24 protein-coding genes are annotated in these 22,879 nt (G+C 37.2%); 1 reads left to right on the top strand and 23 read right to left on the bottom strand.

The window, feature by feature from the left end:
• Window positions 1-155 precede the first annotated feature (155 nt).
• The 14 genes from RBU59_RS17310 to RBU59_RS17245 form a co-directional block, all read right to left on the bottom strand.
• A complete protein-coding gene (locus tag RBU59_RS17310) occupies window positions 156-1,406 on the bottom strand; it encodes a hypothetical protein (RefSeq protein ID WP_308143754.1) in 1,251 nt (416 codons plus the stop codon).
• Between the two features lie 21 nt (window positions 1,407-1,427).
• Window positions 1,428-2,381, bottom strand: coding sequence for a glycosyltransferase family 2 protein (locus tag RBU59_RS17305; RefSeq protein ID WP_308143753.1), 954 nt, complete (start codon window positions 2,379-2,381; stop codon window positions 1,428-1,430).
• Window positions 2,382-2,394: 13 nt separating this feature from the next.
• Window positions 2,395-3,123 (bottom strand): glycosyltransferase family 32 protein, encoded by a 729-nt coding sequence (locus tag RBU59_RS17300; protein WP_308143752.1) that lies wholly within the window; start codon window positions 3,121-3,123, stop codon window positions 2,395-2,397.
• The gene (locus RBU59_RS17295; RefSeq protein WP_308143751.1) at window positions 3,120-3,635 is read right to left on the bottom strand and encodes a glycosyltransferase; all 516 of its coding nucleotides are present in this window, start codon (window positions 3,633-3,635) and stop codon (window positions 3,120-3,122) included. Before RBU59_RS17295 ends, RBU59_RS17300 begins: the two co-directional genes overlap by 4 nt.
• A gap of 12 nt (window positions 3,636-3,647) precedes the next feature.
• On the bottom strand, window positions 3,648-4,097 hold the full coding sequence (gene pssD / locus RBU59_RS17290; RefSeq protein WP_308148599.1) for a PssD/Cps14F family polysaccharide biosynthesis glycosyltransferase: 450 nt from the start codon (window positions 4,095-4,097) through the stop codon (window positions 3,648-3,650).
• A gap of 708 nt (window positions 4,098-4,805) precedes the next feature.
• Window positions 4,806-5,510, bottom strand: coding sequence for a CpsD/CapB family tyrosine-protein kinase (locus tag RBU59_RS17285; protein ID WP_308143750.1), 705 nt, complete (start codon window positions 5,508-5,510; stop codon window positions 4,806-4,808).
• 6 nt (window positions 5,511-5,516) lie between these two features.
• Window positions 5,517-6,302 (bottom strand): YveK family protein, encoded by a 786-nt coding sequence (locus RBU59_RS17280; protein ID WP_308143749.1) that lies wholly within the window; start codon window positions 6,300-6,302, stop codon window positions 5,517-5,519.
• 10 nt (window positions 6,303-6,312) lie between these two features.
• Window positions 6,313-7,044 (bottom strand): CpsB/CapC family capsule biosynthesis tyrosine phosphatase, encoded by a 732-nt coding sequence (locus tag RBU59_RS17275; RefSeq protein WP_308143748.1) that lies wholly within the window; start codon window positions 7,042-7,044, stop codon window positions 6,313-6,315.
• Window positions 7,045-7,084: 40 nt separating this feature from the next.
• The gene (locus RBU59_RS17270) at window positions 7,085-7,927 is read right to left on the bottom strand and encodes a hypothetical protein (protein ID WP_308143747.1); all 843 of its coding nucleotides are present in this window, start codon (window positions 7,925-7,927) and stop codon (window positions 7,085-7,087) included.
• Window positions 7,924-8,607, bottom strand: a complete 684-nt coding sequence (locus RBU59_RS17265) for a class D sortase (RefSeq protein ID WP_308143746.1) — start codon at window positions 8,605-8,607, stop codon at window positions 7,924-7,926. Before RBU59_RS17265 ends, RBU59_RS17270 begins: the two co-directional genes overlap by 4 nt.
• Before the next feature lie 18 nt (window positions 8,608-8,625).
• Entirely contained in the window at window positions 8,626-9,435 is an 810-nt protein-coding gene (locus RBU59_RS17260) for a hypothetical protein (protein ID WP_308143745.1), read from the bottom strand.
• A 173-nt stretch (window positions 9,436-9,608) separates the two neighbouring features.
• Window positions 9,609-11,327, bottom strand: coding sequence for an Ig-like domain-containing protein (locus tag RBU59_RS17255; protein ID WP_308143744.1), 1,719 nt, complete (start codon window positions 11,325-11,327; stop codon window positions 9,609-9,611).
• Between the two features lie 91 nt (window positions 11,328-11,418).
• On the bottom strand, window positions 11,419-12,831 hold the full coding sequence (locus tag RBU59_RS17250) for a sugar transferase (RefSeq protein WP_308143743.1): 1,413 nt from the start codon (window positions 12,829-12,831) through the stop codon (window positions 11,419-11,421).
• The gene (locus RBU59_RS17245) at window positions 12,828-13,031 is read right to left on the bottom strand and encodes a hypothetical protein (protein ID WP_308143742.1); all 204 of its coding nucleotides are present in this window, start codon (window positions 13,029-13,031) and stop codon (window positions 12,828-12,830) included. The genes RBU59_RS17250 and RBU59_RS17245 overlap by 4 nt, the downstream gene beginning before the upstream one ends.
• Window positions 13,032-13,339: 308 nt before the next feature.
• On the opposite strand from RBU59_RS17245, the gene RBU59_RS17240 reads away from it, so the two are divergent.
• On the top strand, window positions 13,340-13,687 hold the full coding sequence (locus tag RBU59_RS17240; protein WP_308143741.1) for a helix-turn-helix domain-containing protein: 348 nt from the start codon (window positions 13,340-13,342) through the stop codon (window positions 13,685-13,687).
• A 244-nt stretch (window positions 13,688-13,931) separates the two neighbouring features.
• On the opposite strand, the gene RBU59_RS17235 is transcribed toward RBU59_RS17240, so the two are convergent.
• The 9 genes from RBU59_RS17235 to RBU59_RS17195 form a co-directional block, all read right to left on the bottom strand.
• The gene (locus tag RBU59_RS17235; protein WP_308143740.1) at window positions 13,932-14,801 is read right to left on the bottom strand and encodes a hypothetical protein; all 870 of its coding nucleotides are present in this window, start codon (window positions 14,799-14,801) and stop codon (window positions 13,932-13,934) included.
• 49 nt (window positions 14,802-14,850) lie between these two features.
• Window positions 14,851-15,525: a class D sortase gene (locus RBU59_RS17230; protein WP_308143739.1), complete on the bottom strand. Its 675-nt coding sequence runs from the start codon at window positions 15,523-15,525 to the stop codon at window positions 14,851-14,853.
• Window positions 15,522-16,397, bottom strand: a complete 876-nt coding sequence (locus RBU59_RS17225) for a hypothetical protein (protein WP_308143738.1) — start codon at window positions 16,395-16,397, stop codon at window positions 15,522-15,524. The genes RBU59_RS17230 and RBU59_RS17225 overlap by 4 nt, the downstream gene beginning before the upstream one ends.
• A 78-nt stretch (window positions 16,398-16,475) precedes the next feature.
• Window positions 16,476-18,485 (bottom strand): Ig-like domain-containing protein, encoded by a 2,010-nt coding sequence (locus RBU59_RS17220; RefSeq protein WP_308143737.1) that lies wholly within the window; start codon window positions 18,483-18,485, stop codon window positions 16,476-16,478.
• A 317-nt stretch (window positions 18,486-18,802) separates the two neighbouring features.
• On the bottom strand, window positions 18,803-19,531 hold the full coding sequence (locus RBU59_RS17215; protein ID WP_308143736.1) for a CpsB/CapC family capsule biosynthesis tyrosine phosphatase: 729 nt from the start codon (window positions 19,529-19,531) through the stop codon (window positions 18,803-18,805).
• Window positions 19,532-19,586: 55 nt separating this feature from the next.
• Window positions 19,587-20,414, bottom strand: a complete 828-nt coding sequence (locus RBU59_RS17210) for a hypothetical protein (protein WP_308143735.1) — start codon at window positions 20,412-20,414, stop codon at window positions 19,587-19,589.
• Between the two features lie 47 nt (window positions 20,415-20,461).
• Window positions 20,462-21,151, bottom strand: a complete 690-nt coding sequence (locus RBU59_RS17205) for a CpsD/CapB family tyrosine-protein kinase (RefSeq protein ID WP_308143734.1) — start codon at window positions 21,149-21,151, stop codon at window positions 20,462-20,464.
• Window positions 21,138-21,923 (bottom strand): YveK family protein, encoded by a 786-nt coding sequence (locus tag RBU59_RS17200; protein WP_308143733.1) that lies wholly within the window; start codon window positions 21,921-21,923, stop codon window positions 21,138-21,140. Before RBU59_RS17200 ends, RBU59_RS17205 begins: the two co-directional genes overlap by 14 nt.
• Before the next feature lie 205 nt (window positions 21,924-22,128).
• Window positions 22,129-22,875, bottom strand: a complete 747-nt coding sequence (locus tag RBU59_RS17195) for a CpsB/CapC family capsule biosynthesis tyrosine phosphatase (RefSeq protein ID WP_308143732.1) — start codon at window positions 22,873-22,875, stop codon at window positions 22,129-22,131.
• Between the last annotated feature and the right edge of the window lie 4 nt (window positions 22,876-22,879).

The raw sequence follows: 22,879 nt of genomic DNA, 5'->3' as shown, positions 1-22,879 counted from the left end.
TTTAAGTCGTATCAAAATAGACGCATTAGTAGTGACAGCCTGCAGTATATTTTTATAAGTATTACAAAAATTATTTTTGAAAGGTTATTTTGATTACCTTTTTTTAAATAACAATTTTTACAAAAAACTATTGACTTTTAATAGTTCTCCATCTCTTAAGCAGTATTAATATTACTTTTCTTGAAAGGAATTGCTAGTGCATAAAACATCAGATAAGCATAGTCTCCTCTCATTGATGAATTATAGAACAACAAAACTATTGTCATTAGCGCAAGTATTGCACATATTTGACTATTTAAAAGATTATTCTTATTTTGGCCCAATTGAATTATCTTAATAAAAAATAAGATAAACAAACCAAAATACATAATAATACCAATCCATCCAAGTTCTAAGTACATAAAGGTCGAAGACAACCAATTATAATGGGTATAAGAGTATGTACTAAAAAATTTAGAATACCAACCAATATTGGTTGCCACTTCACAGTTTCCTAAGCCAAGCCCCGTAATCATATTAGATTTGGTTTTTAATATCTCATTACATTGGCTTAAGAAATTAAATCTATTCATATCACCAGAGCCCGTATATCCTTTGTGTGAAGTTGCATAGAGATACATATGGCTGATTGAGAAAAACTCTGGATCCAGTTCAGGCATAACAATGTACAGCATACGAAGTGAAACAACCGCACCTAATACAAAAGCTAACACAATGATTATTTTTTTTATAGTAAAATCGGTAATAAGAACTGCGAAAAGTAATATAATTGCAAACTCAATATAAAAAATCTTCAATTCGGCAATAGCTGCTATTAAAAATGAACTTGCCGTCTTAAGTATAAAAGTTTTAAACGATTCTCTCTTGTTTAAGTAATAAATAACAGAATATGTTGTTATTACTATCAAAAATATATTTAAAGGTGCATTTACATCTCCTCCAATAAATCCAAATATACCTCCAATCCAGTCTTGTCTTTTTCCAAGAATTAGATACTCAAATAGTACTGCAACGAAATTTGCTATTATTAAATTATTAAAAAATTTAAAATTTCCCTTTAGCCATAAAATACAGGAAAAGAAAAAGATATAGTATCTAAAATTATTTCTTATAGCCCATAAAAATAAACCCACATTGTCTATCTTCACTATTGATATAAATATAGCGTAACCGATAAAAAAACAGATCCAAATAGCTACTATTTTACTTGACCCTTTAAAAAGTTCTTTATATTTTTTGCAGTATAAAATATTTAGAAATAGTAAAGTGTTGGCAATATCAATTGTGTAATACAATGCATGGACACCTGCTATAAAACTGTTTATCATGCTTGCAAAAATTGTAATAAACATTATGTAAACTATTAACCATTCAGTCTGTTTAAATTTTGGTATTTTTATAGACATCTCAACTCTCCAATATCTTTACTATACTTCGTTATCCCCTATTTTCAAATCAATCATATAATATAGCCTAAGGCTAAAACTAAATAGTATCGCCTTTATACGATCATATATAAAAAGAACTCTTTTCCATGGATAACGCTTATCTATATTATGTATATATTTTTTCCGGTATAGTTTTCCCCTGCACATTGCTTTCATATATAACATTGCAATATGATTATTCATTAATCGTCTCAATTCATCGTCTTCGATGGATTGAAATATTTTATCTAATTCATTACAACTTTCGATTAGATCTAGTCCATTCTGAGTTTTATCTTTAACCTTTGTAATAGATTCATTTCTTCGTATGTAATGATAAAAAGCCATTTCAGACGTGTACACTGAATTAGCATGATATACAACCTGTGGCGTCCATAATTCATCTTCATGAAAAATGCCAGACTTAAATAAAAGGTTATTACTAATTAATAGTTCTCTCTTATATATTCCAAAACATGCAGCCGCATATAATGTTCTTTTCTTTAGCTCACTCCTTAAAAAAGCATTTCCGTCAAAATATCTATTCTTCTGACTAGCGTATCCATACTTCAATAAAGAATTATTTCCACGTTCTTCAATAAATCCAGTATAGACTATATCTGGGAATTTATTTTCACTTATTACTTCGAATAATTTGTGAAAACACCCCAGCTCGACATAATCATCAGAATCTATAAATATAATATACTGTCCTTTTGCATTTCGAATACCGATATTTCTAGTATCTGATAATCCAGAATTACTTTCTTTGTTAATAAGCTGAACTCTGTTATCTTTCACATATTCCTGAGCAATTTGTAGGGAATTATCTGTTGAACAATCATTAATTAATAAGAGTTCAAAATCAACAAAATCCTGCTTCAAAATGCTACTAACACATTTGTTTAAATATTTCTCCACATTATATATAGGTATTATTATTGAGAAAAACATATTTATCTTATCCTTATTTATTTTTAATCATTTTCTTAATTGCATCGCGTCTATTTTCACCTATCACTCTAGTTAGTAACCCCATTATCTTATCTTTCCTTTTTTCTTTCCTGCTTTTCCATGTACCAGCATATCTATGAATAGAAATTGTATTATCTGTTATTTCCTCACGATATGTATAACAATTAATTGGTGAAAAATAATCAGATGGGTATACTATACACACTCCAAGATTTTGTATAACATTTTCAGAATACTTATACCTATAATTATTTGAAAGAATTTGATAGATTCTTTGAGAATTCGGGATAGTATCCATTTCTCCCTTAAAAATAAAATGTTTCTCGTTATAACTATCCATAATTTCTTTAATAAATTTAGAATGCATTTCTGAACCAATTGTTGCTGTGCACATAGAAAATTGACTCTCGGTTCCAATAAAAGCCACATGGTTCAAAAGTGAATTGAATGATTTAACTTCATCAACATCCGTATCTAAATATATTCCACCGTAATTATATAAAGCATAAAGTCTTGCAAAATCTGAAACAAAAGCCCATTTTTGTGCATTATATGCTTCTCTAACATATGCATTAATATTCACATCAAAATTAGTTTCATTCCATTCTTTTATTTCAAAATCAGGATTTAATAATCTCCATTTTTTTATAAATTCAACAGTATTATACGATTTTTCATTTTCTCCAAACCAACAATAATGAATAATCTTCGGGATACTCATTTCTTTTTTTTCCTTCCTGTCATCACATCATCAACAAGCTTTCCAAGTTCGACATTAAACTTTACATTATTACTTTTTGTACCACTCTTCATTCTTGCAACAATCTCATCATAGCCCTTAATGGTATCCTCCAATTTTTCTACATCTACTACTGTAATGATTGTCCCCATTCTTTTGGCAACTTCTTGGGCAAATGCAACCTGATGGTCATTAACATGTTCACCAAACTTCTTCTGACGTGGTACTATAATCGGAGTTTTTCCTACTTGGAGTGGCATAATAAAACTAGATGGTCCACCATGTGTAATTACAATTCTAGCCTCATTCACAAACTTTACCATCTGTTGATAAGGGTAGAGCTTTTGCCAGGTACAGTATTTCGGCTCATATGTACTATATCCGGTCTGAATGACTATTTCTTCATTGATTAGTGCGTCTCTTATCATATTGTCTATATACTCAACTAATCTATTGAACGGTTGCTCATGCGTACCAACTGTAACAAAAATCATGTCCACACCTCCTTAGAAAATACTTCCCAAATTTACTGCTTTTGGATAGACCTTTTTCATTTCTTCCCATTCCACAATAAACTTATCCGCAACCGGATAGCAAAGCTTTCCTGCTATAGTTGATGTATCTATACGATCAAAAACTTCAATATAAATCGTTTTGGCACCAAAAAGCTTACCAATGTAAAAGAACGGAATAGCTGGCGCAGCACCAGATGAAATAATAAGATCTGGTCTTTCCTTTGGAATAATATTTATAGCTTTTACTGTATTAATAATAAGTGCTTTGATGCTACGGTTGCTTGGATAGTAACACGGATATATCTTCTCTCCTTGAAGGAGGCTTCTTGCATCTTCCTTATCGAAAGTAACCCAGAATCGCTCCTTATCCTGCCAAAATGGCTTTAACATATATAAGTGTGTAAGATGCCCACCAGATGATCCCACTAAACATACTTTCATTCTCTCGTACTTACCTTTCTCAGCCATCCATGGTTCTCCTCAATATGAGAGCGCCTACTTTACAGTCAATGATTTCACCAAATTCCTCGGCATATAATCATTAAGTCACATAGATTGCTCACATAACCTCAGGCAATTGCAACGGTATAACTGTCAATTTCCCACAAAGTCCTCATCCACCTCTTGGTACATACACATTAAAATCAACTTAATCTCTAATTTCATTTTATTCATTTGTAGTTTGTCCCATCAGATAAGCTTCTTGAAACTTGCACTCAGCCATATTTGAGAAAGTTTTCTCGTACACTCACCTTGAATAAACACCAATCTCATATAAATCCATCCTCAATCAATGTGATTGTACCTGCTTTAATTCACCTGCTGCACATGCTTCACAATGGATGAAGTTGTTTTCTTTTAAGTGATTTGATTATTCTTATCATTACTAATGCAATATAATTGAGTTGTTTGCATTAAAATCGTTGTTATTAACTCATTTTATATTTTATACTAATACTCATAAAAGCAAATAACTTATTAACTTTGCTTTCCATAAAATGTAAATTTTTACAGTAATCTTTGATCTAGCCTCAGTTTATATATATCCTACTATATTAAACATTATCGTGATTGAACATAATAAAAAAATTTAAATCACTAAATAATTCTCATGACTAACTCTTACTTATCTCAACCTTTCCATTATCATCACTTCTCATCCCCATAAGTTCCATAATACTTCCCGTAATATTTCCCATAGTACTTCCCATAGTACCCTTTTTTCTCCATGGCTACCTTATTTAGAACCACCCCAAGAATCCTGCAATTAGATTTCTCCAACTGAAGCTTCACATCCCTTGCGAATCGATAACTTATGGCATTACTTTCAACCACTAGTACTGCCCCATCCGATACTTTTGCTACTACAGCACTGTCAATAACGGAACCCAGCGGAGGTGTATCAATCAGGATATAATCATAGTCCTGTCTTAACTTCTCTACCATATCGATAAATCTCTGGTGTTCCAGCAATTCTACAGGATTGGGTACCACCGGGCCGGAGAATACGATATCCATATTTTTTATATCTGTACTTAGAAGAACTTCCTCCAACTGTTTCTGACCGGAGAGGTAATGAGTCAGTCCTCCCTCAATGGCACCGGTCTTATATCTGCCGACCAATACGGATTTTCTTAAATCGGCATCAATGAGAATTACTTTTTTTCCGGTTTCCGCAAAGGATACTGCCAGGTTAAAGGAGACACTGGATTTACCCTCATTTGGGGTACAACTGGTAAAGGCCAGGACTTTCATCTCGTTCCCGCAGAACTGAATATTGGTTCTTAATGTCTTATAGGCTTCGTTGGCTCTGTAATCCAACTCTTCCCGTTTTGCAAATGTTATCTTATCCATTCCTGCTTACCTGCCTTTCTTCGCCGTATCGGTTTTAGCACTTTTTTTGCCAAGGATCTGGTTCCGTTTTCTCTTCTTCTTATCAAGCTCCGCCTGCTTATAAGCACCGGATTCGATTGGAATTAGTCCAAGGGTATTAAGTCCTAAGTAACGTTCCACATCTTCCGTGTCCTTAATGGTATCATCCATGAGATGAAGTACGATTACAACGGTACCTGCTAAGAATAAACCAACAAGCCCGCCGATCAGTGTATTTCTCATATTATTAGGGCTTGCGGGGCTAGGTTGTATAAATCCTTCCTCCACGATAGCAGGCTCTGTGGTATCCATGATTTTGGCGATACTGTTGGAGGATACTTTCGCGAATTCATCCACTATTTTTTTCGCCATGTAAGGATCCGGATATGCAGCTGTGATCTCCAGGATACGGGTGTTGCTGGGATTCTTAATTGTCAGGCGGGAAATCATCTGTTCATAAGTCATGTTAAGGCCCAGGTTATCAATTACCTGAGTTACCACAGGGCGGCTCTCAACTAATACCATATAATCCTGGGTAAGCTGGGTTCCTAACTGCAGGTCTGACAGGTTTAAATTAGTCAGAGAGGTGGATTTACTTAATATGTACAGCTTTGTGGTAGAATTATAAATAGGTGTGATGCAAAAATTACTGATCAGTCCGGTTGCCATAGCAGTCAGAATTCCGGTTAATAATATGATCCATATTCTTGATTTTATAACATAAAAAAGTTCCAGTAAATCGATTTCAATTTCGTCGTTCGTATTCTGTTCCATTCGTACTCCTTTATATGTACTTATCATCTAGTATTTTCATGGGGTTTTCCAGGAATATTCGCTGAAGCAAGCTGGCATCAAAACTTTTCTCTAAGTTCTTATAGATATCTTTCATCAAGGGCGGCCGGTGTCCGGTATTGTGACAGTCACTGGCAATAAAGTGAACCAGACCAGCTCTGACCAGCTTTTTGTTATAAGCGGCCTCTCTGTTAAAGAACCCGCCAAGCAGACTGGCACCATTCATCTGTATACAGGCACCTAGATTAATCACATCCTTAATCCGCTCTTCCTTTTTATTCAGGCAGAGATATCTCTCCACATGGGCTAGAATGGGAACGTAGCCTGCAAGTATAAGCTGTCCCAATCCCCTGTATAATGTCTGGTAGGCTTCACTGGGTGAAAACTCCACCAGAACGTATCTGCTGGCTGCCAGGGTTAAAGCTTCTCCTGTCTCCAGGGCTTTTAAGATACCGTCACTGTAATACAACTCGTTGCCGGGTAGAATCTGAATCTCTATGTCATGCCTTGCTGCTTCCATCTGCACCTGCTCCTGAAGCTCCAACAACGTAGTCGCCGGTTTATTCCTGCCACCGCAGGTGTAGTGGGGGGTAGCTATGATTGTTTTAATCCCCTGCTGCTTTGCCTGCTGAAGCATCTCTATGGTTTGTACCAGATTTTCTGCTCCGTCATCCACACCCGGAAGAATGTGCGTATGTATATCAATAAATTCATTTGTACACATATATATTCCCTGCTTTCTCTTAAGTCCTTATAGGTACCGGTCAATCTGCATATTGCTTTTTAAGATATCCGGTCAGGATGATTAAAAATATCGACAGCAGGATACCAAATCCGCTTAGATAAAGGAATACCTGTAGATTTCCTCTGAGATAACTGCTTAAAAACCTGTGATAATAATCCGGTGTCCCTATCCTCCTGTCAGCAGCTTTCGTAATAAGTAAATAACAGGCTAATCCCCCTATACTTAAGCTTGAGGCTGTTAAAGCATAGGTGATGTAACGCACCCCTCTGTGTCTGTACCGATGCATTCGAATCAATATCCCACTTAAGAATATAACCAGACATAAAGCTATGGGAAAAGCCTTTATCATTATATTCCTGTAATATACTTTATATTCTCCAAGATACCGGATAAACCGGAATTCTATTACCCTTTTATATTCCTGCTTAACAGAGGATATCAGGGCATCAATGCCGGCATCTAACTCTTCTGTCCGGTGGATGGAGTTGCGATTAAGATATTCCTCTATATTCTGTTTTAATACTTTGGTAAGCTTCTCGGTATCAGGTACCGCCGTTTTATCCGCCAAAGCCTCTTCCATATAGGTTCTGCCGTCTAAGTATACTCTCTCCAGCGTAATTACCCCATAGAGCAGTTCTGTTGGCATACCTGCATTCATAATAATTGAGGAAGCACTGTTGTCTAATTCTTTTTGAACTTCATAATAATAACCGCTTTCATTTATCTTATCCAGGATAAGGCGATCGTTAAATACACTAAGCTGCAGACCAATTAATACGAACAGGGTTGTAAATGATAAGGATAACATAAAAGAAAAAATACAGCTTAATAACTTTTTCTTAAGGGAGTGATTAACTTTCATTCTGATTGTGTACCTCCCTGTTTTGCTATTGCTTTTGTATCCTTAATTCTGTCGCAGTATACAAAAAACCGTTGATCCGTCTTCCCGTTTAACTGCCCAAAGGGATAGCAGGTGTACAAGATAAGCTGCTCTTTGGTTTTCGTTAAATCATAAGCCGTATCATCGAATACACCGGCTACTTTTGTCCCTGTTACTTTATATTCATATTTACCATAATTGGTACTAATGCTTATCACGTCGCCAAGTGTTATCTCTTCCAGAGGTTTAAAGTAGGTTCCGTCATGTCCGCCGATTAAGATTGGTTTATCTTCACCGGGCAAACCGCTTGCCCTATATTGTCCGGCTCCTTTTTCCAATATTTCTTCACTGTCACCATAATAGATGGGTGCTTTCAGTCCGATTCTGTCACAGTTTATATTCCCATAATGGGTTCCCTGTGACGGTATCCGAAAGCTCCCATTACCCGGACTGTCCTCCATTAACATACCGGATTCCACCAGTGCAGAATTAAACTCATTATTGTAATCCGGTGAACCTGTTTCAATTATCATATACAGATGTGACTTCACCAGATCAAGCACCGGGGCACCTCCTATGATAACTGTCAGATATCCCAAGACAGTAAATAATATCGGCATGGTTATATAAGAAATTATTTGTCCTGTTGTCCTGTTCTTCAATTATGAACTCCTTTTGCCCTAACGTAAGAATCCCCACCGATATGCCGCTATAATACAAATTCCCAAAATGATACCCATTCCTGACAGTACCCAAACTGTCCGGTTAATATTAAACCCAGTATTTTTTATTACGGTATCCACGGTCATAAGGTTATTGCCCTCTTCATCCGTAATGCTAATCTTACCGCTATATTTATCAGTAACTGTATTGGTTACCGGTTGTTTTCCTATCCATTGATTCAAGTCTTCCCCGGTTGTTTCCGTAGGTTCTTCTTGTGAAGCAGTGACTGCTTCTTTCTTATCTTCTGTTTGTTTCGTATTCTCTTCGGCGGTTTCTGTTTCGCCGGTACTGTCCGGTTTCTTACCGCTCTCCGTTTGCTTCATTTCAGCCTCATTATCCTCTTCTGCTGTATTGGCTTTCTTATCTTCTTTCGTACTGACCCCTTCCTCACCCTCTGTTTTTTCTTGCTTTTCTTCTGCAAGATTTTCTTTCTTTGGTTTTTCTTTCGCAGGCTTTTCTTTCTCCTGCCCGGATACCCGAATTAAATATCCTTCCTCTATCCCAGCCTCTACATTGGCATACATTTCTGCGACTGCCTCATCTCTTTGCGCTGCGGTTAAGTCTACCCCGTCCTGGCTCAAATAATTAATCAGTTCCTGCACATATGCAGAATCGGCTTGATATGTTACACCATCTTTCTCAAACTGCCCACCGGCCCTGCCTACAAGGTCCGATTCATATTGATTTAGTTCTCCGGCTTTTACACTCTGTACATTACCGGCTATTAATAATAAGACAACCACTAATACCGGGATAATTTTCTTCATTCGTTTTTCACTCCACTTAGGTAGCAAACCTGTTTAATTGTTCCTTTAAACTTTTGTACCAATTTATAAAAAAACTCATAAACCATATGAATCAGGGTATGAGGGATACCCTGACTTCATATGGTATATGCGTTAATTGGTCTTTAAGTAACCCATTTTATCAATTAGTATTCTTAATATGTCACCTTAAAGGTTAAGTTGTCCGGTGCATCGCCAATATACAGGGTCTTATTATCGTCACTCTTGGATATTGTATAAGATTTACCTGATCCGCCGGTTACTGTTACTGATTTTTCATCAACCGTTACGTCATAGGACTTACCGTTTAAAAGTCCGTCTGAGAAAGTAACCGTCTTGGTAAGTTCACCTTTTTCACCGGTTACAATTACTTTCTGTCCTGAAATAGTCTTAGTAGTTTCTGTTGTATTCTTCCATTTCTCTATTGTGGCAGCTTCATTACTCAGGAAACCTTTCAGCTGAGTAAGTATCTCGCTGCTAACCTGATAAGATACACCATTATAGGATACAACAACTTTCTTTAACTTCGTATACTCTACAGGTAAGGTATAAGCGCCTTCACCAGTTTTAGTGATTGTCTTCGTAGTAGTAGAGGAACCACCATTAGAACCACCGCCGTTGGAACCGCCGCCGGAACCGCCGCTAGAACCCTGGTTGCCGGTCTCTTCCGGTTTGGAATTACCAACTGTTACAGGAATTGTAATATTACCTTGTACTTCCGGTACAGCATCTGCTGTAGCAGCTGCAACGGTAGTTGCTTCAGCTCCCGGTAATGCAGTTAACGTAAATTTAGCAGTAGCTGTTACTGCCAACGGAATGCTGGTAGTAATGTTAGCACCTGCGAAGTTGTTTGCAACCGGAATCACTGCAGTAGAGGTTCCTGATATGCTAATAACTGAATTCGCATTTACTGTTAATCCGGTAATCGTACCATTATTCACAAGTGTTAAACCTGTATTGGCACTATTGGCAATAACAGAAGCGCTGGCCAACTTATCGATCATGATTCTTACCGGTGACACAGCGGTTACGTTAATGATATTACCTGCTGCCATTTCAAACCAGGTAGAAGCTTTAATAGCTTTAATTTCTACTTCTTTAAAGACACCATTATTGGTAACATCTGCATTCGGCGCATCTACCACAAGTTTTTGTTTACTGTAGTTGCCCTGAGGAATTGTAAAGGCAGCTGCATCCTCTGTCTTTAAGGTGATCAGTCCGGCACCGCTTCCAAGCAGGTCCTCTAATCCCTTTAGAGTTGTAACGATACCGTCTTTATCTACGACCTTAATCGTTACTTTGTCGCTCTTACCGCTTAGTGTTGTTGCAGTAACAGTAACAGTACCCTCTTTTAATGCGGTAAATTTACCCCATTTTCCAAACTTTAAGACTTTCTCATTACTGCTCTTCCAGATTGTTGGATCATTGGATGCAGCTGGTGTTAAAGTTCTGTTTAGATCATAAACCTGTCCGGCATTTACCTTTGTGACTTTATTATTTATCACAATTTTCTTGGCAGGTTCAACAACTGTTACCTTACAGTTAAGATATACGGATGTTTTCTTAGCGGTTACAGTACAATAAACTGTAGTGCTTCCTTTTTTCACACCTGTAATTACACCCTTACTGTCTACAGTTGCAATGCTCTTGTTACCGGTCTTCCATTTGTAAGCTGCGCCTTTAGTTGGATTTTTAACTTTAAGCTCAACTTTCTTTCCTTTTAATACGGAAACTGTCTTGGAGATTGCCGGCTTTGCAGCTGCCTGTGCAGATATTGGAGAGTAGCAGGTAATGATTAATGCAACTGTCATTACAACCGCTAACAGCTTTCCAGCTGTAACTCTGAACTTATCTGTGTTTGTACTCCTTGTCATGCCCTATTCACTCCTTCTTCAGATAACTAATATCTGTTATTATTTATATTCTACGGGCAGATAAATCTCCCGGGAATATCTCCTCTTATGTTTAGCTGGCTCCCTTGCCTGACAGAACGGTAATCACCGTCTTAATAATTAATTTGATATCCAAGCTCAGTGACCAGTTATCAATATATTCTAGGTCCATACGGACAACTTCTTCAAAGTTGGTAATGCTGCTTCTTCCGCTGGTCTGCCAGATACCGGTCAGCCCAGGTTTTAAGGTAAGTCTTCTCCTGTGTCTGCTTTCATAATTCAGAAACTCGTCTTCCGTAGGCGGCCTTGTCCCAACAAGACTCATGTCTCCCGTTAATACGTTAATAAACTGCGGGAATTCATCAATACTTGTTTTTCTGATGAATCTGCCGACTTTCGTGATTCTGGGATCCTCCGAAAGTTTAAACATATACCCCTGCATTTCATTTTGTGCCAGTAAAGCGGCCTTTCGTTCTTCCGCATCCGGATACATGGAGCGGAATTTATATATCTTAAATCTTCTGCCGTTTTTACCGATTCTGGTCTGTGAGAAAAATATAGGTCCGGGAGACTCCATAAGAATTGCAGGTGCAACAATAAGTGTTAATACTCCTGTTATCAGGATACCGGTTATTGCGCCTATAATATCAATCATACGCTTTACCACAAGTCTGGAAGCCTGGAATTCTTTTTTGTTGAAGACAAGTACATGATACCCGGAATAGGTCTCCACCTTCTTTTCCTTAATGTTCAAACCGAATGTATCGATATTAAGCTTTACTTTAATTCCCATTAATTCCAGTTCTTCTATCATTTCCTCAAGATTTAATTGCATTCTGGGAGGTACACTGATGAACACTTCATCTATTGTTTCATACCGTATTATATCAAGGAGATTATTCCTCCCCGCCTTAACCGGAATACCCAGAATCTCTTGACCGGTCATATCTTTCTCAACGATTGCAATAGAGGTTATCTTTTGCTCTGAGAGGTTGGCACTTCTCATTTTAGTAATTATTTCAAGCGCTTTCCGATATGTGGTAACAAGCATAATCTTATTGCTGCGTTCACTTTCCTTAAAATAAGTCAGCATGATTACTTTATAATATTGTCTGGCCAAATAATTAAGGCATATGTAAAAAATATAAAATTCTACAAAAAACAACCGGGCATATATAATTCCTCTTCTAGACAAAAAGAGTATCGTACTTACGCACAGAACATTAATCAGATTCCTGGATACAACGATTTTAAATTCCCGAAAGAAACCTCTGCGGAAAAACCCGCTGCTGGAATCCGACATATAAAATACAGCAATATTCACCAGGATACAAACCATAAGCAATATGCTGTAATTTTCATTATTAATGTAACTCAATACCACCCCAAAACGTGCAAACAATGCTAAAACATAAGCTAAAATCAGAGTAGCCAAATCAAGTAATAATAACCTGATACTGGGTGGTTCTTTACTATAGCTTTTCATTTAATCGTCTCACATTCTTTGGCTTTATTTAATTCGTTTTTATTAGAAGCAGTAAACAGATGGTTCTTCGTTGCGATTCTTCTGCAGAAAAACAGTGCTATTGCAAAAAAAAGTAAAAAAATGATAGCCGCATCCGGTCTGGCACCAAAAAAATAATTTGTTGTACCACTGGCAATCAATAAATTACTAATGAATTCCATATAATTCTCTCCTTCTGCGTCTTTAATACAATTTTATCAGCACAATCTGTCCAATTTAGTTTTTACTGTGTGATACTAAGATTTTGGTTTCATAAAACCCCCAATTTATCCGAAATATTACATTATAGGATAAAAAGCACATTAATATCATAGTATCCTCTAAAGATATTGTCAAGGAATTTTTTACATTTTGTATCCATCTTGGATTATTAATTTCATTTATTTGACTAAAATTATATAATAAATTACATAATAATTTAAAATGCGACAATCATTATAAATTTTTATAAAGAATAAGGTGGTTACAAATGAATCGTATAAAACTATTGAGGGAAGAAAACAATTGGACACAAGAATACTTAGGTAACTTATTAAATGTAAAAAAAGCGGCAATATCCAAATATGAAACCGGAAGGGCGGCATTAACTGATGATACCATCTGCAGGTTAGTTGATATATTCCATGTATCTGCAGATTATCTCCTGGGATTAAGTGATAAGCGAAATAATCTTGAAAATAATTTAACCGAAAGAGAACTAACTCTTCTGGGCTATTTTCATGATCTAACCCCAAAATACAAAGATATTGCCATAGGAACCCTTGCATCCCTTACAAGTCAACAGGATAAAACACCTTCTTATAAAAAAGAGGGCTAAGAACGGGTTCCCGAAACAGTGGTATCACTGTAACGCCGGAGTCTGGCTTGCCAGACTCTTTCTTATTATGTAAAGAATTCTACTTGGTATCCTAATAACCAATCTATCTAACAATTCATCATGACCTTAACATAAGTAATAAATTAAAATCCTATCCTATTTAGTTGTCAAGGTACAAGGCACTGAATACGTGCAAAGCTTTAATATATTATAAATAATTTATTATAACTGGTTATCTGCTTCTTCATCCCCTTTTCTTCACATAAAAGATACCAATCAGTAATCCGCTTAGTACTGCCAGCCAGAAAGCACCGATATACAAAAAGATTATAATATCCCACTTTAAGTAATTTACAATAAAATTATAAAAATACAAAGGAGTTATGTGGATATTCTGATAGATACCTGACGATAGAAGATAAGCGGGAATAAGTAACAGCATAATGGCGGTGGCAGTACAGCTGTAAGCCATATACCGCAGGGCCCGGTGTTTAAAAAATTGCATCTTTAGAAGGGTTATAATGATTCCAGTCATCAGTATAAGTATAATGGGCACGGTCAGTATCATCAGTTTCTCATAGATTCCTTTATATTTAATAAAGTAATTTACAAATGGAAATTGTAAAAGCCTTATATACTCTTTTGTTAATGTTGCCGATAATTCCTTGCTTCCTTTATTTACCTCTTCTGATCTTTCAACTTTATTATCCCTGATATAAACTTCCATATTATGTTGAATTGTTGCTTCTATCTCTGCTTCCTTTAAAGTACTTGTTTTTTCATGCAAGGCTGCTTCTATATTTTGTTTTGCATCTATGTACACCCTCTCCAGTGTAACTACATTGGTTAATATCTTTTCCCAGGGAAGTCCTGTGGGCAAGAGATCGCTTACCAGATTGTCTTCAATGGTATCCCTTACCTTTTGATAATATCCGGATTTATTTAATTGTGTTAATATTACATCTTCATTAAATACACCGACATAAACTCCAAATAAAACCGATATACACAACATTAACATCGACAGAACAAATGCCAGTATAAGGCTTATGCCATTTCGCAGCCTCTGCCGTTTTTTATGTTTTATTTTCTTTTCTGCTTGTACCTTATCCATGTGATACACCTATCGTTTCTATAATATGTATAATAATATTCTAAATAATCTATTTATAAACGATCTCAGGCCCTGCTATCTTATCTGCATAAACAAAATACCTTTGATCTTTAATCCCTACAACTGCCCCAAAGGGATAACAGGTGTAAAGGATCAGTTCTTCTTTGTCCTGATTTAGATCATAAGCACCGGTGTCCGTTGCATTTTTTATTTCCATGTGGGTTACCTTGTAATTATAGATACCGTAGTTTGTAGTAATTACAAGGGTATCCCCTTTTTTCACAGTTTCTAAAGGTTCGAAAAAGGTGCTGTCATGACCGCCGATCAGAATTGGTTTATTATTCCCGGGTATAAAACTTCCGATATATTGTCCTACCCCTTTTTTTAAAACCTTATCCGAATCACCGAAATAAACCGGAGCCTCAAGCTTCACCCGATCGCAGGTAAGACTTGCATATAGAGTTTCATATTCGGGCAGCTGAACCTCTTTATTTTGAATGAAATCCACTGCTTTTACACTATTTTCATTATAGATGGAATCCAGCTCAGACGTAAAGTTCGGAGTGCTGTTGGTAAATACCATACCTGCTACGGAAGATACCATGTCAACTACCGGCCGCCCTGCCATATAGATTAAACTATATCCGAATATGGTATATAACAATGGTATATAGAAATATTTTGTTATGTTATGAATCCTATGACTTATCGTGTGTCCGCTCATATATCTTCCTCCAAAGAGTTAAATAACCCATTATACTTTGCCAAAAAGATACAGATTATTATAAGTGAAGTTAGGACTCCACAGACAAGTAACGTTACATTAAACCGGAATCCGGTGTTTTTAATCACCGATTCTGCAGACATTACTGCTTTTCCTTTTTGATCGATTACCTTTACTTCATTATGACTAAAATCATAGGATACGGACACTCCCATCCTGGAGGATATTTCTTTGGCGGAATTAATCAGCTCCTCTAAGGACATCCTGGTATAACTCAGTGTTTTCTGTGCTATTTCTGATTTAGAATTTCCCATACTGTTTAAGTATTTGGAGGTACTTTGAATCACTAAAGCATTCAGATCAGTTTCAGAATTATTATTACTCTCTGAGTTACTGTCAGCATCTTTACCTTTCGTATTACCACTTTCCTTGCCACCTGCCGCCTCATTACCCTTTTCTATTTTCCCCTGCTCTTTATTACCCGGTTTTAAGTAACCTCTTGAAACTCCCTGGGGAGCTAACTCTGCCATCTTGGCAAATATCATACTTTTCTGCTCCGCTGTGATATCTACCCCATCCTTGTTCAGGTAATTAATTCCTTGATTAATGTATTTGGAATCTACGGTATAGTATTTTCCGTCTACCATAAAACCTGCCCTGACCCGGTTGATAATCTCTTGTTCGTTACTGTTAATTCCGGATGCCCCGTAACAGACCTTACTGCTTAGAAAAAGGAGCAGGATAAGTAAGCATCCGCTATATATTATTTTCCTCATCGATTTTCTCAGGATAATACTGTTAAAACCTCTTCTTTCCAAACAGGCAATAAAAGTATTATCGGCCTGACTCCTTTCTGCTATCTTTCTTTGCAATAGAAAGTTCCTCTCTGTATAAATACCATGAGGGGAACTCTCCATCTACATTATCCGGTTTCTATATCTCATGTATTTTTATTCATAAACCTTCGTTGGTTCAATCTTAGTACCGCCTATACGAACGATAATCTTTGTAGTTGTATTACCTTTAACGGTAACTGTACCGGCATCCGTATCTACTTTGATATAATATACGGAAGTAGCTGCGGAGCCGTCTTTATTTTTAATCTGGATCGGATTATAACCCTCCCCATTCACTGCTTTTACAACGATAATATAATTGCCTTTAGGATAAGGGAAATCAAAATTAACAGGCTCAACCTCAAACTTGAATAGATTCGCCAGATCATTAATCGTAATGGTGACGCCCTCTACTGTAACCGTAGCTTTCCCTGATTTTGCATTGGAAGCATACACAGTTTCCTTAACAGTCTTGCTGCCTGAATTGCCGCCACTGCTTCCACCGCTGCTACCGCCGGAGGATGAATTGCCGGTCTGTGGTATTTCATGGGTACCGCCGGATTCAACGCCTTTACCGTCAACCACGGTGCCGCCTGCATTATCACCAACTTCTACGGTTGCTCCGGGTACATCAACACTGTTATTATTACCCTCCACCTTAACACTCGTAACAGTACCGTCACCGGTTATGGTTGAACCATTACCCTGGGATAAAACCGTACCTACCGTACCGCTGTCTGCAACATGAACCGTCGCATTATTACCGGCAGATATGATATTACCTACCGTGGAGGTAACTATAATATTGCTGCCCTGACCGGCATTGTTAATCGTTGTTACCGGTTTATTACAGGTTATGGAAGCTCCGCTGGAAGCTGCATCAATAGTTAAGTTTGTTGCGGTTACATTAACAACTGCCGCTAACTGACCTGTTACACCGAAAGTCCCCACTGTAGATTTCTCCGCCTCGGTGGTTCCCACATCATTCAGGCTCAGACTCTGACCCGTAGTACCCTGAGCAGACAGATTGGTGATCTCACAGGCTTTCATGTTAATATCTACTTTGGCATTGGAAGCTGCGGATACGGTAATTGCACCTTTATACCCCTCCAGGGATAAGCTGATATTACCTGTGTCCTTTGAATCCAGTTTTATTTCCTGAACTTGACTTTTGTCCCCTTGTATGATCTTTACGGAAGTTTCCGTAATAATAATACTGATCATTGTAGTGCCGGTTACCTTGATCACCGGAATGTTGATCTCATCTGCAAGCGATAAGCCATAACTTAACATAGTCTGAGGTTGTTTTGGCATATCTTTTACACTCACATTCTTAATCGCACAATCGTTTAAATTTAAGGCATATCCGGCATTATTCGCCAGCTTTAAGGTTCCGGCTATTCTTAATTTATTAAAATCAATCTGTGCCTTCCCTACAGAATTATCTATGGAGACATCACCGTATAATTGATCAGAAACAGTTATTTTACCATCTATAACATCCTTACCGGTCAAAGTAAGATTTGTAAGAACCGTTACTTTCATTTTAGCACTCTTGTTACTGCCGTCGGTTGCTGCTGCCGTTATGGTTGCAGTACCCGGAGCCACTGCTGTAATCTCACCTATATCTGAAACGGATGCTACTTTCTTATTTGATGAGGCAAATTTAAGTGTTTTATTTGCGGCATTATTGGGAAGAACAACTTCATCTGCCCAGATCTTATCGCCGATTACCAGTTCCTGAGCTTTTTTCATGGTAATACCGGATACTTTTACAGGGGAATATACTTTCACGGTACATACCGCTTTATATTCTTTTCCTTGTATTGTTCCTGTTGCCGTAATGGTAACACTGCCCTTTTTCAAAGCAGTAACAACACCTTTTGCCGATACTTTCGCTATGTAGGTATTACTGCTGGTCCACTTAACGGCTGCTGCCTTGCCGTTTTGATCTTTTGCTTTTAATGTGGTACTATCTCCTGCCGCGATCGTTGCTGATGTCTTGCTTAAGCTTAACTTAGCTGATTCTTTCGCAGACACTATACCGGTATGAATGGATATTCCGGCTATTATCATTACTAGCATTACGATATACGCTGTTATTTTTGAATATTTTCTTTTCACCACTGCACCTCCGCCTATTTTTATTGTAAATGTTTACCAGCTTCTAAAAGTATAAATCAGTTCATTTTTATAAGCAAGCAAATTATTGAATAATTATCCAGTATTTATCGCAGAAATATTTATAATATACTCGATTAATCAATAATATAACGGCATATAACCAGATTCGTTTTAATATCTTATAAAGCTCTGTTTATTGACTTATTCCTACATTTTTCTATCATGGAATCTCTGTCTATATAACACGTTACTTTGAATCCATTCCTATTTTATCCCTTGACCAAATCCCGCCCGGTGAAAGTATGTAGTATAGTCGATCATATATATTGATTCCTGATTATTTTCTTCTGGTTCTCCTGCAATAGATCATTGGTATACGCTTCTCCGTATTTTTTAGTAAGATACGCCGCGCACTTTTTTACTCTGGGTGCTTTTTCTCCATCATTATGAGAATCGGTAGCAATGATATGTACCAGATTGTTTTTTAACAGCTTTCTGGTTATCCTTTTATAAGTAAAACCGTTATCCCCCATAATACTTTGTGCGTTTATCTGAACATAAGCCCCCATATTAACAAGTTCCTGAACCTGCCCCAACTCTTTTACCAAGGATTCATAACGTTCAATATGAGCAAGTATGGGAATATACCCATTGATCAGAATTTCCTGTACCGCTTTTTTAATATATTGATACTCTGCCATAACCTGGAATTCCACCAGAAGGTACCTTGAATCTGCTAAAGCAGGTATCTGCTTATTGATCAAAAGACTGATACATTTTTGGCTGTAATAGATCTCTCCTCCCAGATACAGACTCATCTGTGGCAACACTTTATTAAGTTCTTCCGTTACCCTGATCAGGCAATCTCTAAGTTCAGCCATGGAGGGTATTTTACTTCCTGTATAAAAATGCGGGGTTGCTATTACGGTTCGGATTCCTTCTTCGTATGCAATTTTAAACATACGGAGGGTCTGTTCCATACTTTGGGCTCCATCATCCACTCCCGGTAATATATGATCATGTATATCGATATATCCGTCTTCCATATCTGCTCCTTCGTATTCATTTCCAGAGGGCACCCTATCGTTACATTGCTTTAATCTACTGTCTCACCTCAAGCCACAGGTATTCTTTCCCGGATTCGTTATTATCCGAATCGATTGCATAATATAACAGTACATAATCGCCGGCCTTATCCATATCAAAGTAACCTATAATGTGAATTCGCTGAAACAGGTAATAATTATTATCTTTATCATCTACGATCTTATCTACATAGGACAGGGCATCAAATTTCTCTCCCCGCTTTAACTTAATTTCGTGGGTTTTTAGTTTTAAGGACGGATACTGATAGGAAGCCGAAGTTTTTATCTGATTAACAGCAGGACCTGTGATCACCGGATCAGCGGTATCCTGGGGGAGGGTTATTTCCTTGACTTTACTATATTTCTTACGATCGGCTGCCTTTGTTGTGTCTCTGTCCTTAGGCCCGGTTAAAGCTTTTGTATCTGCTTCTTCCCTGGCTGTATTCTCTGTTTTCTCTTTATTCCCTATATTCCCAATGGATTCCGTTATCAAGGTTGATTTATTTTCCTGGCTGCCGGTTTTTGGCTTGTATGGCACAATCACCTCTTTTCTGGTAATATTATTATTGGAATCTTTTGCAACGTAAGTTATCTTCGCCGTAGAACTGTTTAACATAGGCAGAATATTCTCCACCATAACCATGTTCGTGACATCGCCATCCCGCTTATCCTTTGCAGAAACATTATTCAGTAAGGTATCCACCGATTCATCTTCCGTATAAACATAAGAATTTTCAGCATACGTAATGATCGGACCGGTTTTATCTTCCGACGTCAGTAACCGGATCAATATGCCGAATAATAAAACTATGCCTATACCGGACGCTATCATAAACTTCTTCATACTTATACCTCCTGCATAACGCAGATCTTTCTGTACCTTACGATCTGTTATTTTCCGTAATAACTTCCATAATAAGATCCGTAATAGGTTCCGTAATGCCGGTTACGTTTGATTCCCACTTTATTTAATACTGCACCCAGAATCCGGCAGTTGCCTTTCTCCAATTGTTTTACTACTTTCTGGGCAAATTTATAACTGATTGCTTTGGCCTGTATCACCAGAATCGCCCCATCACAGAATTCTGCTACGTTGGCACTGTCAATCACAAGGCCCAGAGGCGGTGTATCAATAATGACATAGTCATATAATTCCCGCTGCGATTCGACTAACTTCTTAAACATCTCACTTCCCAGCAGATCCGCAGGATTAGGCGGAATCGGACCGGTGAATATCACATCCAGATTCTCAATATTCGTATGGTATATGATATCCTCCAATTGATTCATTCCGGATAGATACTCCGATAATCCTTTCGTTCCTTTATCTATCTTTAATCGTCCAATCAGAACCGATTTTCTTAAATCCCCATCTATAAATAAAACTTTTTTACCGCTTTCCGCAATGGAAGTAGCCAGATGAAACGATACCACTGTTTTGCCCTCATTTGGAGTACAGCTGGTAATACATATGGTTTTTACACTTTTACCGCAGAATAAGATATTCGTTCTTAAAGTATTATAGGCTTCATTGCTGCTGAAATTAAAATTAGCCGTACGTTCGAAATTAATAACTTGCATTGCTTACACCTCCCTTATATCCTTTCTTATAAGCTTTCTTATAAGCTTTTTTACGTGCTGCCTTGACTTTTTTGGATTCTAAGATACTCTCTTCAATGGGAATGGTTCCCAGGGTTGTAAGTCCTAAGTACTTTTCGATATCCTCACTTTTTTTAACCGTATCGTCTAACAGATAAATGAGAAGAATAGCAAATATTGACAGTACTATCCCGGCTGCTCCGCCCATTATAACGTTCTTCTTAAAATCAGGGGAAGAGGGACCGGCTGGTATATTACCCGGCTCTACAATATTGGCTTTTTCCATCTCCATAATGGATACCATACGCTCAGAGGATACCTCACCGATGGAGTCGGCTAATTTTTTTGCTATGTAGGGATCACTGTATTTTACCGTGATCTCCAGGATACGGGTATCAGTGGGAGTAGTTACCGTGATTGCATTACTTAATTCTTCATGGGTCATATTAAGGTTCAGATCACTGATTACCTGTTCCGTTACCGGCCTGCTTTTAACCAGTACCTGATAATCCTTGGTAAGCTGGGTTCCTGTTTGAAGGTCGGAATACGTTGTAAATTTCTCTGAATCCTGCCTGTTAATAACATATATCTTAGTGGTTGACTCATAGACGGGTTTTAATAATATCTTTGTAAATATACCGGCTGACAATGCACATATAATTCCGGCAAAAACAATGATCCAAACTTTATCTAATAAAACAAAAAATAACTCCTTTAAATCAATTTCGATTTCGTCTCTGTTATCCTTCTCCATTTATCACACATGCCTTTCATTTTCTAAGCTTTCGTCAAAGCGGTTATATTTGTTACAGTTCAGCCTACGGCTGAATTGTAACAAATGATGCACAGAAATTATGCATTCTGCATAATTTCGCGCATGTATGTCTCGGGTTTTCTGTGACTTTCGCTTCACTTCACTCACAAAAAACACCTGACGGTACCAAAGGTTGAACTGTAACTTATATTCTTTCATTATGAATCAGCCTTCTTGTGTTTTCTATAAATAATTGATTGATTACCTGCTCGCCGCACTTTTTGCGAATTCTGTTAAGTCCTTCCAGCATTCTGGGTGCCCTGTTATAATCAGAATGGGAATCCGTGCTTATAATATGGACCAGGTCGTATTTAATTAAATTTATACAAAAAGCTGTTTTTTTATCTGTTATCTTATTCAAACTGGATATGTTCATCTGCATATAACATCCCAGATGGATTAAGTTATAAATATCCTCATAATTATTGTACAGGCAGTCATACTTTTCTACATGGGCAAGAATCGGATAATAGCCGTAGATTAACAAACGGTGTATTCCGGTTTTAATGGTTTCATAGGGATCGGTTTCGGCAAATTTCACAAGAACATACCTGGTACCTGCAAGTGTAAGTGCCTTTTCCTTTCTTAAGTGTTCTATAATATCTTCACTGTAATAAACTTCATTCCCGATATCTATGGTGAAATTCTCATTAATTTTCTCTGCTTCTGCCCGTACTGCTTTAAGTTTATTATATAGTTCTTCTTTATCGGCATTTCTGCAGCCCACACTGTAATGAGGCGTGGCTATGATATAAGTAATTCCTTCTTCATAAGCTATTTTCAGCATGTTTTTTGTCTGTTCCATACTGACCGAACCGTTATCCACCTGGGGCAGTATATGACTATGTATATCAATTAATTGATTTATATTTCTATTCTGTGTCTCACTCAACTAT

Source organism: Anaerocolumna sp. MB42-C2, assembly GCF_030913705.1.
In the GTDB taxonomy this organism is placed as follows: Bacteria; Bacillota; Clostridia; order Lachnospirales; family Lachnospiraceae; genus Anaerocolumna.
This window is presented reverse-complemented; position numbering and strand designations above follow the sequence as displayed.